This window comes from Methylobacterium sp. FF17, from assembly GCF_025813715.1.
Classification (GTDB): domain Bacteria; phylum Pseudomonadota; class Alphaproteobacteria; order Rhizobiales; family Beijerinckiaceae; genus Methylobacterium; species Methylobacterium flocculans.
This window is the reverse complement of sequence record NZ_CP107532.1, coordinates 463,155-479,211: the sequence shown is the minus strand read 5'-3', so window position 1 is coordinate 479,211 and position 16,057 is coordinate 463,155. Positions and strand designations below refer to the sequence as shown.

General features: G+C 71.3%; 11 protein-coding genes. 4 read left to right on the top strand and 7 right to left on the bottom strand.

Annotation, left to right across the window (positions count from 1 at the left end; all coding sequences use genetic code 11):
* Nucleotide 1: 1 nt before the first annotated feature.
* On the bottom strand, nt 2–2,206 hold the full coding sequence (locus OF380_RS02110; protein WP_264049147.1) for a 3-hydroxyacyl-CoA dehydrogenase NAD-binding domain-containing protein: 2,205 nt from the start codon (nt 2,204–2,206) through the stop codon (nt 2–4).
* Nucleotides 2,207–2,324: 118 nt separating this feature from the next.
* Between OF380_RS02110 and OF380_RS02105 the strand changes: the two genes are divergently transcribed.
* Nucleotides 2,325–3,125, top strand: a complete 801-nt coding sequence (locus tag OF380_RS02105) for an EAL domain-containing protein (protein WP_264049146.1) — start codon at nt 2,325–2,327, stop codon at nt 3,123–3,125.
* Between the two features lie 30 nt (nt 3,126–3,155).
* Here OF380_RS02105 and OF380_RS02100 read toward each other — a convergent pair whose 3' ends face one another.
* The 3 genes from OF380_RS02100 to OF380_RS02090 all read right to left on the bottom strand — a co-directional run bounded on the left by OF380_RS02100 (nt 3,156) and on the right by OF380_RS02090 (nt 6,949).
* Nucleotides 3,156–3,644, bottom strand: a complete 489-nt coding sequence (locus OF380_RS02100; RefSeq protein ID WP_264049145.1) for a DUF2059 domain-containing protein — start codon at nt 3,642–3,644, stop codon at nt 3,156–3,158.
* 102 nt (nt 3,645–3,746) lie between these two features.
* A complete protein-coding gene (locus tag OF380_RS02095) occupies nt 3,747–4,955 on the bottom strand; it encodes an acetyl-CoA C-acetyltransferase (RefSeq protein WP_264049144.1) in 1,209 nt (402 codons plus the stop codon).
* Nucleotides 4,956–5,161: 206 nt separating this feature from the next.
* Nucleotides 5,162–6,949 carry an acyl-CoA dehydrogenase C-terminal domain-containing protein gene (locus OF380_RS02090; protein ID WP_264049143.1) on the bottom strand — a complete coding sequence of 596 codons (1,788 nt, stop codon included), beginning with the start codon at nt 6,947–6,949 and terminating at the stop codon, nt 5,162–5,164.
* Between the two features lie 279 nt (nt 6,950–7,228).
* Between OF380_RS02090 and OF380_RS02085 the strand changes: the two genes are divergently transcribed.
* Nucleotides 7,229–10,528 carry an SEL1-like repeat protein gene (locus OF380_RS02085; RefSeq protein WP_264049142.1) on the top strand — a complete coding sequence of 1,100 codons (3,300 nt, stop codon included), beginning with the start codon at nt 7,229–7,231 and terminating at the stop codon, nt 10,526–10,528.
* Nucleotides 10,529–10,694: 166 nt separating this feature from the next.
* Entirely contained in the window at nt 10,695–11,132 is a 438-nt protein-coding gene (locus OF380_RS02080) for a DUF3429 domain-containing protein (RefSeq protein WP_264049141.1), read from the top strand.
* 22 nt (nt 11,133–11,154) lie between these two features.
* On the opposite strand, the gene pdeM is transcribed toward OF380_RS02080, so the two are convergent.
* The 3 genes from pdeM to OF380_RS02065 are packed head-to-tail and all read right to left on the bottom strand — an operon-like array spanning nt 11,155 to nt 15,401.
* Nucleotides 11,155–11,868: a ligase-associated DNA damage response endonuclease PdeM gene (gene pdeM, locus OF380_RS02075; RefSeq protein ID WP_264049140.1), complete on the bottom strand. Its 714-nt coding sequence runs from the start codon at nt 11,866–11,868 to the stop codon at nt 11,155–11,157.
* A gap of 42 nt (nt 11,869–11,910) precedes the next feature.
* Nucleotides 11,911–14,424, bottom strand: coding sequence for a ligase-associated DNA damage response DEXH box helicase (locus OF380_RS02070; protein ID WP_264049139.1), 2,514 nt, complete (start codon nt 14,422–14,424; stop codon nt 11,911–11,913).
* Between the two features lie 14 nt (nt 14,425–14,438).
* The gene (locus OF380_RS02065; protein WP_264049138.1) at nt 14,439–15,401 is read right to left on the bottom strand and encodes an alpha/beta hydrolase; all 963 of its coding nucleotides are present in this window, start codon (nt 15,399–15,401) and stop codon (nt 14,439–14,441) included.
* Nucleotides 15,402–15,666: 265 nt separating this feature from the next.
* On the opposite strand from OF380_RS02065, the gene OF380_RS02060 reads away from it, so the two are divergent.
* Nucleotides 15,667–16,014 (top strand): DUF6460 domain-containing protein, encoded by a 348-nt coding sequence (locus tag OF380_RS02060; protein ID WP_264049137.1) that lies wholly within the window; start codon nt 15,667–15,669, stop codon nt 16,012–16,014.
* Nucleotides 16,015–16,057: the final 43 nt, after the last annotated feature.

The following is a 16,057-nucleotide window of genomic DNA, read 5'->3' as shown; positions in this document are numbered from 1 at the left end:
ATCAGGCTGCTTTGCGGGCCGCCGCGTCCCCGTAGAAGGTGCCGTTGCGGGCCGCCATGTCGAGGAGGTTCTGGGGCACGGCGAAGCGCGGGCCGTGCTTGGCCTCCAGGCGCTGGGCGAGGGACACGAAGGTCTGCGCGCCCATGAAGTCGATGTAGGAGAGGGCGCCTCCGGTGAACGGCGCGAAGCCGAAGCCGAGGATCGAGCCGACATCGGCCTCGCGCGGATCTGTGACCACGCCCTCGCCGACGGTGCGGGCGGCTTCCAGCGCCTGCACCACCAGAAGGCGCTGCTTCAGCTCCGTGAAATCCACCGCGTCGGGATCGACCCGCGTGGGCTGAATCTCGGCGAGGCCCGGCCACAGGCGCTTCGGCGCACCCTCGGGATAATCGTAGAAGCCCCGCTTGTTCTTGCGGCCGAGGCGACCCTCGCCCTCCACCAGGGTGGTGAGCAGCGCCTTCTGGGCCGGGTCGATGCTGTCGGCCCCGAGTTGCGCCTCGGTGGCCTTGACGATCTTGAGGGCCAGATCCACCGCCACCTCGTCGGTGAGCGAGAGCGGACCCACCGGCATGCCCGCCTGGCGCCCGGCATTCTCGATCATCGCCGCCGGGATGCCCTCGTTCAGCATCGTGTGGCCTTCCAGCAGGTAGGCGCCGACGCAGCGATTGGCGAAGAAGCCGCGCGCGTCGTTGACCACGATGGGCGTCTTCTTGATCGCCCGCACGTAGTCGAGCGCGGCGGCGAGCGCCGGATCCCCGGTCTGGTCGCCCTTGATGATTTCGACCAGCATCATCTTCTCCACCGGCGAGAAGAAGTGGATGCCGACGAACTGCTCGGGCCGGGCCGAGGTCTTGGCGAGGCCGGTGATCGGCAGGGTCGAGGTGTTGGACGCGAAGATCGCGTCGGGCCGGATCACGGCCTCGACCTTGGCGATCACCTCGGCCTTCACCGCCGGATCCTCGAACACCGCCTCGATGACGAGGTCGCAGGTGGAGAGGTCGGCGTAGTCGGCGCTCGTCTGGATGCGGGCGAGGAGGGCGTCCCGGTCGGCGGTCTTGGCGCGGCCCTTGTTGATCTGGTCGGTGACGAGCTTGTGCGCGTAGGCCTTGCCCTTCTCGGCCGCCTCCTGCGACTGGTCGACGAGCACGACCTCCATGCCCGCCTGCGCGCTAACATAGGCCACGCCCGCGCCCATGAAGCCGGCTCCGACGACGCCGACCCGCTGGATCTTCGTGGCCGGCACGTCCTTCGGGCGGCGCGCGCCCTTGTTGAGTTCGCCCATGGAGAGGAACAGCGTGCGGATCATCGCCGCCGCTTCCTTGCTGCGCAGGATATGCGCGAAGTAGCGGCTCTCGACCCGCAGGGCCTGGTCCATGGGCAGCTGCAGGCCCTCGTAGACCGAGGCAAGGATGGCCTTGGCGGCCGGGTAGTTGTCGTGGGTCTCGCGCCGGTAGATCGCGTTGGCCGGCGGCCAGATCATCATGCCGGCCGGCGAGTAGACCTTGCCCGAAGGCGCCTTGAATTTCGGCTGGTCCCAGGGCGCGATGGCCGAGCCGCCGGCCGCGATCCAGGCCTTGGCCTTGGCAACGATCTCGTCGCGGCCCGCCACCTCGTGGGCGAGGCCCATGTTCTTCGCCATCAGCGGGCGGATCTGCTCGCCCTTGAACAGCATCTGCAGGGCATCGCCCGTCTGCATCAGGCGCGCCACGCGCTGGGTCCCGCCGCCGCCCGGAAACAGGCCGACCTTGATCTCGGGCAGGCCCACGCGGGTCTTGGGATCGTCCGACAGCACCCGGTAGTGGCAGGCGAGGGCGAGTTCGAAGGCCCCGCCGAGGCAGATGCCGTGCACCGCCGCCGCGAAGGGCTTGCCGCAGGTCTCGAGCTTGCGGAACACCAGGGTGAGCTTGCGCGACTCCTCGAAGAAGTGGCGCATCGCCTCCTCCTCGCCGCGCTCGGCCTTCAGGGATTCGAAGGCGCGCCCGAGGCCCTGGAGCATGGTCAGGTCGGCGCCGCCCGAGAAGTTGTCCTTGCCCGAGACGATGACGCAGCCCTTGACGGCCGGATCCGCCACCACCGCGTTGATGACCTGGGCGAGTTCGTCCATCACCGCATCGGTGAAGACGTTCATGGAGCGGCCGGGCATGTCCCAGGTCGCCAGCGCGATCCCATCGGCATCGGTCTCAAGGCGGAAGTTGGTGAGATTCATCGCTGATCCTCGAATATGCGGCGGGTGTGGACCATCGGCCGTCTTCTTAAGCCGATGTCAAAACTTGTCGGTGCATCCGGACTCGCCGGGGGGCACCGCAACGCGACAGGACACCACCATGATCGGACGCACCGGGTGCCAGGGCTGCCGTGACGGCGCCGAGCTCGATTTTGCCTTCACCATGGCGTTCCAGCCGATCCTCGATCTCGAAGCGAACCGGGTCTGGGGCTACGAAGCCCTGGTGCGCGGCGCCGGCGGCGAATCGGCGGCCTCCATCCTCAACCGGGTCACCCCCGAGACCGTCTACCGCTTCGACCAGGCGGCGCGGGTGAAGGCGATCGAGCTCGCCGGCCGCCTGTTCCCGGCCGACGCGGCCACCCGCCTGTCCATCAACTTCATGCCGAACGCCGTCTACGAGCCGGCGGCCTGCATCCGTTCGTCCCTGGAGGCGGCGCGGCGCGCGGGCTTCGCCCACGACCGGATCATGTTCGAGTTCACCGAGAACGAGAAGTTCCGCGATACCGCCCATGTCACCCGGATCGTGGCGGAGTATCGCCGCCAGGGCTTCCTCACGGCGCTCGACGATTTCGGCGCGGGCTTCGCCGGCCTGAACCTGCTGGCGAACTTCAGCCCCGACCTCATCAAGATCGACATGGACCTGCTGCGCGGCATCGACGGCGATGCCCGCCGCCGGGTCATCGTGGCGGGCATCATCGGGATCGCCCGGTCCCTCGGCATCGCGGTGATCGCCGAGGGCGTGGAGACCCAGGCCGAGCTCGAGACCCTGCGCGGCCTCGGCGCGACCCTGTTCCAGGGCTACCACTTCTCCAAGCCCCAGCTCGAGGCGCTGCCGCCGGTGGCCGGCTTCTCGGCCTCCGGTTTGCCGATGGACGCTCACGCCCTCGCGCAGGTGGCTTGAGCCGGCCATCGGAGCGCCCGCCGTCCCGCCTCAGCGCGCCGGCATCGGCATGGGGGCGGCACCCCCAGTGGCCTGCGAATCGCCGGCCGAGGCGATGGCCAGCATGTTCAGGAGCTTCGTCACCGCGGCCTGGGAAACCGCCGTCACCGAGGAGGCCGGGTCGGCGTTGATCGCCTGGAACTTCTGGTAGGTCTTGTCGCCGTAGATCCCCGAGAGGTGCTTCAACTCGTCGAGGGTGAACTTCTCGGCGTAGGCCTTCGAGAGGCCGTCGAGCATGGTCTCGCGCTGCTTGTCGAACTCGGCCCGGATCTCCTTGCGGACCGCCTCGGCCTTGTCCTCCTTCATCGGAGCGACCGTCTTCTCCAGCGCGCCGGTGAAGCCGACCTCCAGGTTCTTCAGGGTCGTCTTCTGGACGAGGTCCTTGGCCGCCGCGATCCGGTCGGCCGCATCGTCGGCGCGGGCGGCCATCGGCAGGCACAGGGCGGTCGTCAGGCAGAGGGTGGCGAGCAGGCGCGTCATCGTGGCGTTTCCTCAACGGTCTTGGTTCTTGTGCCCGCCGCGCAACCGCGCCGGGCGCCGCCCTCTAGCGCAGTTGCGCGGGCTTTGGGAGGCGCACCGCTCTCACACCCGCTCGATGATGGTCGCCGTGCCCATGCCGGCGCCGATGCACAGGGTGACGAGCGCGCGCTCCTTGCCGGTGCGCTCTAGTTCGTCGAGCACCGTGCCGAGGATCATCGCGCCGGTGGCGCCGAGCGGATGGCCCATGGCGATGGCGCCGCCGCAGACGTTGATCCGGGCCGGATCCACGTCGAAGGCCTGCTGGAAGCGCAGGACCACCGCGGCGAAGGCCTCGTTGACCTCGAAGAGGTCGATGTCGGACAGGCTCATGCCGGCCCGGGCCAGCACCTTCTTCGTGACGTCGACCGGGCCGGTGAGCATCAGGGCCGGATCCGAGCCGATATTGGCGAAGGCGCGGATGCGAGCCCGGGGCTTCAGCCCGGCGGCGCTGCCGGCCTCGGCCGAGCCGATCAGCACGGCGGCGGCGCCGTCGACGATGCCCGAGGAATTGCCGGCGTGGTGGACGTGGTCGACCATCTCGACGTCGGGATGCGCGTCGATCGCCACCGCGTCGAAGCCACCCATCTGGCCCATCTGCACGAAGGACGCCTTCAGCTGGCCGAGCGACTGCATGTCGGTCGACGGGCGCATGTGCTCGTCCTGGGCCAGCAGGGTGATGCCGTTGATGTCGCGCACGGGCACGACGGCGTTGGCAAAGCGCCCCTCGGCCCAGGAGGCGGCGGAGCGCTTCTGCGACTCGACCGCGTAGGCGTCGCAATCGTCGCGGCTGAAGCCGTATTTCGAGGCGATGAGGTCGGCCGAGACGCCCTGGGGCATGAACCAGGACTTGATCGCGATGGCCGGGTCCACCGGCCAGGCGCCGCCCGAGGCGCCGAGGCCGACACGGCTCATGGATTCGACGCCGCCGCCCACCGTCATGTCGTGCTGCCCGGCCATGACCTGCGCGGCGGCGAAGTTCACCGCGTCGAGGCCCGAGGCGCAGAAGCGGTTGATCTGCACGCCGGGCACGTGCGTGCCGTAATCGGCGACCAGCGCCGCCGCGCGGGCGATGTCGCCGCCGGCCTCGCCCACGGGATCGACGCAGCCGAGCACCACGTCGTCCACGCGCCGGGTATCGAGGTCGTTGCGCTCCTTGAGGGCGCGGAGCGCCACCTCGGCGAGGCGCAGGGCCGTCACCTCGTGCAGCGACCCATCGGGCTTGCCGCGGCCCCGGGGGGTCCGGACGTGGTCGTAGATGAAGGCCTCGGGCATGTGCGTTTCCCCATGGGTCGCCCTCGTCGGGCGCCGGCATTCAAAACTGTATTCGGTCCCGACGTCGTTCCGGGGCCGCGAAGCGGAGCCCGGAAGCCGGAACCGCAGGTCGTGGCAAGGTCGCCCGCGTCGGCGGTTCCGGGTTCCGGGCCCGCCCCGCGGGCGCCCCGGAATGACGTGGTGTTCCGGCGTGCGGTCGGTCCGGTCTAAAACGCCTCGGCGCCGAGCGCCATCGTCGTGTCCGACCCCGCCTTGATGCGCGTGAGCCGCATCCCGGTCTCGGGCAGCATCCGCTCCATGTAGAAGCGGCCGACCACCAGCTTGGCGGCCATCGTCTCGGACGGGCCTTCCGCCTGGCGGGCGAGGGCCGCCTTGGCGATGCGCGCCCACATGTAGCCGAGGGCCACGAGGCCGAGGAGGTGCATGTAGTCGGTGGCCCCCGCGCCCGCGTTGTCGGGCTTGGTGAAGGCGTTCTGCATGAACCACATGGTGGCGCCCTGGAGGTCGTTCAGCCCGGCCTGGAGCGGGGCGACGAAGGGCTTCATGCCCTCGTCTTCGCCGTGGTCCTTGAGGAAGGTCTGGACCTCGCCGAGGAAGCTCATCATGGCGCGGCCGCCGTCCTTGGGCAGCTTGCGGCCGATCAGGTCCATGGCCTGGATGCCGTTGGCGCCCTCGTAGATCATGGCGATGCGGGCATCGCGCACGAACTGCGACATGCCCCATTCCTCGATGTAGCCGTGGCCGCCGAACATCTGCTGGGCCTCGACCGCGTTGGCGAAGCCCCGGTCGGTGAGCACGCCCTTCACCACGGGGGTCATCAGGCCCATGTGGTCCTCCGCGCGCTGCCGCTCGGCCTCGTCCTCGGAGCGATGGCCGATATCGGCCTGGAGCGCGGTCCAGAGCACGAGGGCGCGGGCGGCCTCGTTGAAGGCGCGGATGCCCATGAGCGTCCGGCGCACGTCCGGGTGGACGATGATCGGATCGGCGGCCTTCTCGGGCGCCTTGGCGCCCGTGAGCGAACGGCCCTGCAGCCGGTCCCGCGCGTAGGCGACGGCGTTCTGGTAGGCGACCTCGGATTGCCCGAGTCCCTGCACGCCGACCGCGAGGCGGGCCTCGTTCATCATCACGAACATCGCGTTGAGGCCGCGATTCTCCTGGCCGACGAGCCAGCCCTTCGCCCCGTCGTAGTTCATGACGCAGGTGGAGTTGCCGTGGATGCCCATCTTGTGCTCGAGGGAGCCGCAGGAGACCGGGTTGCGTTCACCGACCGAGCCGTCGGCGTTCACCAGGAACTTCGGCACCACGAAGAGCGAGATGCCCTTGGTGCCGGCCGGCGCGCCCTCGATGCGGGCGATGACGAGGTGGATGATGTTCTCGGAGAGGTCGTGCTCGCCCGCCGAGATGAAGATCTTGGTGCCGGTGAGGCTGTAGGAGCCGTCGCCGTTCGGCACCGCCTTGGTCTTGAGGAGGCCGAGATCCGTGCCGCAATGCGGCTCGGTGAGGTTCATGGTACCGGTCCAGGCGCCCTCGACCATCTGGGGCAGGTAGGTCGCCTTCTGCTCCTCCGAGCCGTGGACGAGGAGGGCGGCCATCGCCCCCTGGGTCAGGCCCGGATACATGCCGAGCGCGAGGTTGGCGGCCGAGGCGAATTCCTGGATCGCGATGTTGAGGGTGTGGGGTAGGGCCTGGCCGCCGAACGCCTCGGGCATCGACAGCCCCATCCAGCCGCCATTCGCATAGGCGTCGTAGGCCGCCTTGAAGCCCTTCGGCGTCGTCACGCTTCCGTCCGGGTGGCGGGTGCAGCCCTCCCGGTCGCCGATGGCGTTGAGCGGCGCGAGCACGGTCTCGGCGAGCTTGGCGCCCTCGTTGAGCACCGCTTCGATCACGTCGGCGGAAGCATCCGCGAACCCGCGCAGGTTGTCGTAGCGATGGAACGCGAGCACGTCGTTCAGGAGGAAGAGGACGTCCTCGACCGGCGCCTTGTAGCTTGGCATCGCGCAGCATCTCCCCGGAAACGGTTGCGATCCTGACCCCGCCTCTCGACCGGCCGGCGCACCTGATGGTTCACATCTAAACTATTTTTCGGGCGCCGCAAAGGGGTGGCGTCCCGGCGGCCCGACGGTGTTCCCGATGGCATTCGCTAAACCTTAACTGCCTGTTTACCAAGATTATCAAATGTCCCCATCACAGGATCTGCCGTTAAGGCCTCATGCGCGTTCCGCCTGGGGTCTGCCGCGGATCGAGCCACGGACTTCGCCGAGTCAGGTTTGACGATGACACGCAACGCCACGCTCAGCCTCGATGGTTTCGATCCCGACGTGCTCGAAGCCGCGCGCGACGTGGCCCGGCGCGCGGGCGTGCCGGTGGAGACCTGGATCGCCTCCATCGTCGAACCCGAAAGCGGCCCACATCAGGCCGCCCCCCACCAAGCCGCCTCTCACCAAGACACCCCACAGCAAGCCGCCGCACGCGAGCCGACCCGTCCGGACAAGCCCGCCGCATCCGTCGCCCGCTCCGAATCGCCCGGCGAGGCGCCGGGTCCGGAGACGCGCGCCGAGGCCGCCGCGCCGGTGGCGGCTCCGAGGGCCGAGGCGCCCGCCGCGAGCGCCGGCCTCGATTCCGCGCTGTCCGAGATGATGCGGCGCCTCGACGCCCTCGACCGGCGCGTCCCCCGGAGCCTCCCGGAAGCCGGCCCCGCGACGGGCGGCGCTGCCGGGCGCCCGGCCGCCGAATCCGCCCCGGCCGCGACCTCCGAGATGGCGCTGCGCCTCGCCGAGATCGAGCGGCGCATGAACGAGATCGGCGAGCAGGTCGCGGCGCCGCGTGCGATCGGCCGGCGCGGCCGTCCCGCCATCACCGAGATCCGCGATGCCGTCAGCGAGATCCGCCAGCGCCAGCGCGAACTCGCGGGCGGCGCGGCCCAGCCGGAGGGACGCAAAGCCGGCCCTCCCGCCATCGCCGAACTCCAGAGCGAGACGAACCGCCTGCGCGAATCGATCGGTGGCCTCGCCAGCGGCCGCGACGTCGGCGCCCTCGAACAGGCGATGCGCGCCCTCGCGGCGGGCGTCGAGAAGGCGCAGGCCCCGTCCGAACTCGCCGCCATCGCGGCGCCGATCGAGCTGCTGCGGGTGCAGGTCGAGCGCCTGGCCGAGGATGTGGCGGAGAACGTCCACGCCCGCGTGGCGGCGGATGTGGAGCGCCTCGCGGCGAAGGTGGAGGGCGCGCTCCACAGCGCGCCGGCCGGCCTCGGCGAGGCGGATGCCCATGCGGGCCTCTACCGCGAACTCGACGAGATCCGCCGCCTGATCGGATCGCTCGCCGGCCCCGAGCGGATTCAGAGCCTCGCCGCCGGCCTGCAGGCGATCAGCAACCAGATCACGCAGCTTCAGGACGGCATGCCCGGCAAGGGCGGCGGTTACGCCGAACTGCGCCCGATCCTCGAGGAGATCCGCAGCGGCCTCCGCTCCGGGCCGGACGCCGCCATCGGCGAGCGCATCGAGGAGATGGGGGCCAAGCTCGACGCCCTGCGCGGCAGCGCCCCCGTCGGCTTCGAGGGGCAATCCGACGCGATCCTCCATCGGCTCGACGCCCTCGCCGAGCAGGTCGAGCGGGTCCACATCAACCCGGTCGGCGACCTGATCGGGCGCCTGGAGGACCTCGGCGCCACCCTGCGCCGCCCCGTGGTGCCGGGCGAGGACATCGCCTCCATCCACGCCATGCTGCACGACCTCGCGGTCAAGCTCGACCGCATCGGCACCGGCGACGGCCCGCGCGACGAGGGCCTCGACGCCCTGGAGCAGCAGGTCCTGGCGCTGGCCCAGCGGATCGACACCCGTGACGCCGACCCGGCGATCGCCGGCCTCGAACGGACGATGAGCGACCTCCTCGATCAGGTCTCGGCCCTGCGCGCCGAGGCCCCCATCGAGGCGGCGGTGGAACGCGCCGCCCGCCACGCCGTCGCCGAGTCCATGGGGGCCGCCGACCCGAGCGAGGTCGGCCTGCTGCGCGCCAGCCTCGCCGACCTGCGCGCGCATCAGGTCGCGTCCGAGCAGCGGATGCAATCGACCCTCACGGGCGTCTATGCCGCGCTGGAGCGCCTGGTCGGCCGCGTCGGCACCCCCGACGGCGAAGGGACGGGTCCGGCCTCGGCGCGCACGCTGCGCGAGACCCTGGCCGAGCGCGCGAATTCCGTCACGCCGCGCCAGGAAGCCCTGCGCGCCGAACGGCGACAGGCTTCGAGCGCCCTCCACACCGGCCCTGACCTTCCCCTGGAGCCGGGGGCCGGTCGGCCCGGACGCGAGCGCCCGGTCGAGGCGGGTGACGCGCCGATCGGTGCTGAGAGCGACATCAAGAGCAGCTTCATCGCCGCCGCCCGGCGCGCGGCCCAGGCCGCCCAGGCCGAAGCTGCGGGGCAGGCCGGTCATCTGCAAGCCGAGGTTCGCGACGGGCCGGTGGAGGCCCGGCGGGACAGCCTGCTGGCGCGCCTGCGCGGTGGAATCGACCGCCGCCGCAAGCCCCTGCTCCTCGGACTGGCTGCCATCGTCCTGGCCCTGGGGGCCCTCCAGGCGGTGTCCGCCCGCCGCCCGGCCGATCCCCAGCTGGCCGATTCCAAGGTGGCCGATTCCAAGGTAGCCGAGACCGGCTTGACCCAGCCGACGCCCGAGGGCGCCGGCGCAGCGCCGGCACAAACGTCGGACACGAAGGCTGCCTCGGACACCAAGGCCGCCGATGCGAAGGCGGGCCCGAAGCCGCTCGCCGACCCGCAGACGACCCAGTCGCTCGCGGATCCGGCCGCCGCCCCTGCGACGGGCCCTTCCCGGATCGAGGTTCCGCGCGTGCCCACCCTCGCGAGCCTCGTCCCAGACCTCGCGGCCGTGCCGCCCGCCCTGGGCAAGCTGCGCCAGGCCACCCTCGACGGCGACGGCAGCGCCGCCTACGACCTCGCCGCGCGGGCCGCCGAAGGTCGCGGCATGCCGCGCGACGGCACGCTGGCCGCGAAGATCTTCGAGAAGCTCGGCTCGGCCGGCTACGCCCCGGCGCAGTACAAGCTCGGTAGCCTGCACGAGAAGGGCGTCGGCCTGCCGCGCGACCTCGCTCAGGCGAGGCTCTGGTACGGCCGCGCCGCCGAACGCGGCAATGCCCGCGCCATGCACAACCTCGCGGTCATCCACGCCGAGAACCCCGCCGTGGGCGGCAAGCCCGACTTCGCCACCGCCGCGCAGTGGTTCCGGCGCGGGGCCGAACTCGGCCTGCGGGACAGCCAGTACAACCTCGCCGTCCTCTACGCGCGCGGGATGGGCGTGCAGCAGGACCTGGAGCAATCCTACCTCTGGTTCTCGGCGGCCTCCGGCCAGGGCGACGTCGACGCCGCCAAGAAGCGCGACGACGTGGCCCTGAAGCTGGAGCCAAAGGCCCTCGCCACGGCGAAGGCCCAGGCCGCCGCCTTCAAGCCCAAGGTTCCGGATCCGGCCGCCAACGAGCCGCCGGCGCCGATCGTGCTCGACAACGCGATGAGCCTCCTCGGCGCGCCGCCGCCGAGCCCCGGGACGGTCGCGCCCGCCCGCCGGATCTGAACCGGGGGCGCCGCGCGCGCCTGCGGGCTTCTGCCACCTTCGTGCGACGCAGCGAAGAGGCCGCCATCGGCGTTGATGGACCGGACGGGGGCGCTGCGCGCGAACCCGTGCCGGGATTTCGATGCCCCTGCCGCCCCTCCGGGTGGCCTTGATGACCGGAGAGTCGATGGCGCGCGTGACGACGGTTCCACCGGTCGCCCTGATCCTCGGGATCGCCGGGCTGATCCCGTTCCTGGGCTTCGCCCTGCTCTCGGTCAGCGGCTCCGACGGGGGCCTCAGCACCATCGGCCTGAGCCCGCGCCTCGTGCTCTCGACCTACGGGGCGGTCATCGCTTCGTTCCTCGGCGGGATCCGCTGGGGCGCCGCCGCCGCCCGGAACTCGGGGGGCGCCGACTACGCCATCGCCATCCTGCCCTCGCTGATCGCCTGGGCGGCTCTGGCCGCGCCCGCCCCCTGGGACCTGCGCATCCTCGGGGTGCTCGTGCTGGCCTGGGGCCTCGTGGACCAGGATCTGCCGCGCCGAGGGCTCGTCCCGGTCTGGCTCGGGCGTCTGCGGCTCGTCCTCTCGGGCGTGGCCGGAGCCTCGCTGCTGATCGCGGCCTGAACCCGGGCCGCGGGGGCTCGCGTCAGTCCTTGCTCAGCATCCCCTTGCCGATGGCGAAGACGCGGCCGTCCCCCAGGAGATGTGCCGTGAAGCCCGCCGGAAACAGCGGGTCGAAGGCCGGGTTGCGTACGTTGAGCCCGCCCGCATAGGCGCCGAAGGCCGGCATGATCATGCGGCGCCCGTCGGTGACGAAGCAGCGGCGGCGCACGGCGCGACCCCGCATCGCGACCTTGCCGCAGGGGTGGAGGTGGCCGGCGACCTCGCCCTCGGGCGCGTCGAGGCTCGGTTCGTGCCGCAGGGTCAGGCCCCCGAGCGCCAGGGTCTCGGCGTAGCGCCCGCCGACGCCCTCGCTCACCGCGTGGTCGTGGTTGCCCGCGATCCAGACCCAGTCGCGCCCCTCCTGCAGCGCCGCCACCATGGCGCGGTCGCCGGGTTCCATGCGCTCGGGTCCGCGCGAATCGTGGAAGGAATCGCCGAGCGCCACCACGCGGGCCGGGTCGAGGCGGGCCACGACCTCGTGCAGGCAGGCCAGGGTCTCGCGGGTGTCGTAGGGCGGCAGGAACTGGCCCGAGCGGGCTGCGTAGGCGGAGCCCTTTTCCAGGTGCAGGTCGGACACCACGAGCGTCCGGTGCCGGGCGAGCCAGAGGCCGCCGCAGAGGTCGAGGGCGAGGGTTTCACCGGCGAGCGTCAGGCCGGGGGCCCGGATGGTCTTCTCAAGTCTCTGGCCGAGCGCCAAAACCGCATCCTCTGTCTCTGAAACGGGGCGCGTCACCGCGTGTCAGCCCAGTGCTTCTTCGAGCAGCTGCGCCTCGGCTTCGGCCAGGATCTCGTCCGCGCCCTCGCCATAGACCCGTTCGCGCCCGATCTCGAGCATGACGGACACGGAGAGCGGCGAGACGCGATCGAGCGCCTTGTGGATGATTCGCCCCTGGATGCGCCTCAACATCATACCGAGGCGCTTCACGTCGAGGAGTCCGGTTGCCGCATCCTGGCGCGCGGCCTTCAGGAGGAGGTGGTCGGGCTGGTGCTTGCGCAGCACGTCGTAGACGAGGTCGGTGGAGATCGTGACCTGGCGGCCGGTCTTGGCCTGGCCCGGATAGCGCCGCTCGATCAGCCCGGCGATGACCGCGCATTGCCGGAAGGTGCGCTTCATCATGGCGGATTCGTCGAGCCAGGCCTCGAGGTCGTCGCCGAGCATGTCCTCGGCGAACAATCCCTCCAGGAAGTCCGGCTCCGCGCCGATGCGGGCGCTGACGTCGCGGGTGAGCCAGATCGCGATGCCGTAATCGTTGGCGGCAAATCCCAGAGGCCGCATTCGGGCGCGCTCCAGGCGCCGGGTCAGCAACATGCCGAGGGTCTGGTGAGCGAGCCGCCCCTCGAACGGAAACGCCGTCAGGTAGTAGCGCCCCGCGCGCGGAAAGGTCTCGACGAGCAGGCCGGTAGCCCCCGGCAGCACCGAGCGGGTCCGCTGCTGCAGGAGGTAGTCGGAGACCTGGCGGGGCAGGCGGTCCCACTCGAAGGGGTCCGCGATGAGCGCCCGCACCCGCGCGGCGAGGAACGTCGAGATCGGAAACTTCGCACCCGCATAGGAGGGGATGGCCGGGTCGGTGCCCGGCCCGGCGCGGGTCGCCAGGGCCTCGTCCTCGGACAGACCCTCGAAGCGCAGCACCTCGCCGGCGAACAGGAAGGTGTCGCCCGGCGTCAGCGTATCGGCGAAATCCTCCTCGATCTCGCCGAGCACCCGGCCGCCCTTCGGCAGGATCGCCCCGGGCTTGCCGCGGACCCCGCGCGCGAGGCGCACCTTCACCTTGGCGGATTCCACGATGGTGCCGACGTTCATCCGGTACTGCTGCGCGATGCGGGCGTCGCGCACCCGCCAGAGCCCGTCCGCGCCGCGCAGGATCTTGGCGAAGCGCTCGTAGGCTCGCAGGGCGTAGCCCCCCGTCGCCACGTAATCGACCACCGCCTCGAACGCCTCCCAGGACAGCCCGGCATAGGGGGCGGCCGAGACGATCTCGTCGTAGAGCTGCACCGGGTCGAACGCATCCGCGCAGGCTATGCCGAGGACGTGCTGGGCGAGCACGTCGGGGGCGCCGAGGCGGGCGTCCGGCGTATCCTGCGCGGCGGCCTCCACGGCGTCGAGGGCGGCCTGGCATTCGAGCATCTCGAAGCGGTTGGCCGGCACCAGATAGGCCTTGGAGGGCTCGTCCATGCGGTGGTTGGCGCGGCCGATGCGCTGCATGATACGGCTCGCCCCCTTCGGCGCGCCGATGTTCACGACGAGGTCGACGTCGCCCCAGTCGATGCCGAGGTCGAGGGTCGCGGTGCAGACGATGGCGCGCAGCTGCCCCGCCGCCATGGCGGCCTCGACCCGCCGGCGCTGCGAGGCGTCCAGCGACCCGTGATGCAGGGCGATCGGGTGGTTCGCCTCGTTGATGCGCCAGAGTTCCTGGAAGGTGTACTCGGCCTGGAGCCGGGTGTTGACGAAGACCAGCACCGTGCGGTGCCGCCCGATCAGGTCGTAGATCGCCGGCATCGCCTGCCAGGCCGTGTGGCCGGCGAGCGGCAGGGTGTGGCCGGTCTCGAGCATGTGCAGGTCGGGGGCGGCACCGCCCTTCACCACGACGAGCTCGGCCATCGCCGCCGGCCCCGCGCCCTCCTCTGCGGAGGGGGAAGGGATCGGCGTCTGCGGCACCAGGTAACGCCGCAATTCGTCCGGCTCGCGCACCGTGGCGGAGAGGCCGATCGCGGTCAGACCGGGGCTGAGGCGGTGCAGGCGCGCGAGACCCAGGGACAGGAGGTCGCCGCGCTTCGAGGTCACCAGCGCGTGCAGTTCGTCGAGGACGACGCAGGAGAGCGTGGCGAAGAAATCGGCGGCCTCCCGGTGCGCGATGAGCAGGGCCAACTGCTCCGGCGTGGTCAGCAGGATGTCGGGGGGACGCGCGATCTGCCGAGTGCGCTTGTGCGAGGGGGTGTCGCCGGTGCGCGTCTCGACCCGGATATCGAGCCCCATCTCGGCGATGGGCGCGTCGAGGTTGCGCGCGATATCGACGGCCAGCGCCTTGAGGGGCGAGATGTAGAGGGTGTGCAGGCCCCGGCCCTTCGGGGAGGGCGCCCGGCCGGCGAGGGCGGTGAGGCTCGGCAGGAAGCCCGCCAGCGTCTTGCCCGCGCCCGTGGGTGCCACCAGCAGGGCCGAATGGCCGCCGCGCACGAGGTCGAGCAGTTCGAGCTGGTGCGGCCGGGGTGACCAGCCGCGCGACGCGAACCAGGTCGCGAAGCGCTCCGGCAGCACGGACGCGGGCTTGCTCAGGCCAGGGCCATCAGGAAGCGGTCGATGAGTTCCAGCGCCCGCTCGGTCATCGCGCCGGGGTAGCGCACGAAGATGTGGCACCCCCCCGGATAGATCGCGGTGTGACCGCCATTGCCGGCCGCCGCCCAGCGGGCCGACATGTAGAGCGTGTCGTCCAGGAGCGGATCGTGCGTGCCCACCGTGAACAGGGCCGGCGGCAACCCCTTCAGGTCGGCGTAGAGGGGCGACACGTCCGGCCGGCGCCGGTCGATGCCGTCGCGCACGTAGACGTCGGCGAAGCGCGTCAGGTCTTCGGTGTTCACCACCAGGCGCTGCTCGCCCCAGTTGCGCACGCTCGGCGTCAGGCCGAGGTCGAAGAAGCCCGCGTTCAGGTTGGCGCCCCGGAAGGCGCGGGGCAGGGCGTGCCGGTCGCGCAGGCGCAGCAGCACCATCACGGCGAGCTGCGCCCCGGCCGATTCTCCGCCGATGGTCAGCGCGGAGACGCCGAACTCGGCCTTGCCCGGGCCGGCGAGCCAGAGGGCGGCGGCCTCGCAATCCTCCAGGGCGGCGGGATAGGGGTGCTCCGGCGCCAGCCGGTACTCCACCGAGAGGCAGACGAAGCCGCAGGTATCGGCGATCCGTTCCAGCCACGGATCCTGCTCGTCGGCCGAGCCCCAGACCCAGCCGCCGCGATGGATGTGCAGGTAGGCGCCCCGCAGCTTCGCCCACTTCTTCGGGTTCGGGCGGATCACCCGCAGGGCGAGGGGGCCGGCGGGACCGTCGATCGTCAGGGTCTCGGCCCGGGCGCTGCGCGGCATGGCCGGCGAGGCCTGCGTGCCCTGGCGGCGGCGGGCGCGCACCTCCGTCATCGGGATCGACCACGGATCCGCCTGCGCGGCATGGGCGGCCACGACCTCGGCGTTCAGGCGCTTGGTCTCCGGATCGATCATCGCCGGATCGAAGAGGGCGTGGTCGATCATGATTCCGTTCGTTTCATCAACTGGCTGGCCCCGCAGGTGCGGGCCGCTTCTCACAGAATGGGACCGTGCACGGAAGGGTGCCATCCGTGCCACCTGGGAAACCGCCTAACGCCCGAGGGCGGATCCGGTTTCGTACAACCTGTGTCGTGGGCGCCACGCTTCCGCCGGCTTCCCCGGGTTGAGAAAGGCGGTCCGGCACCCGAGATCCCAGGGGCCGTACCGGAGCCGGCGGGAGACCGGCCGGAGCGTCCTCAGGAACCCTCGCATGACCGCCGACCACGATCCGCGCCGCCCCTCGCCCTATCCGGGCCAGCCCTATGCGGGCGCGCCCTTCCCGGAGCGCGAGCGCCGCTCGACCCTGCGGCGCTTCCTCGGCGGCTCGCCGGCCGCCGTGTTCGTGAAGCTCCTGTTCCTGTCGGTGCTGGTGGGCGCCGTGATGGCGACCCTGGGCGTCACGCCGGGCCTGCTGTTCTGGCACGCCTACGATGCGGTCCGGGCCCTGATCGACCTCGGCCTCGACACCTTCCACGATTTCGGCCGCTGGATCCTGGCCGGCGCCGTGGTGGTGGTGCCGCTCTGGCTGCTGTCGCGCTTCTTCGCGGTCTCGAAGTAGCGCCACGCGAAAAGGGGCCGGTGCAAGCACCGGCCCCCCTGGG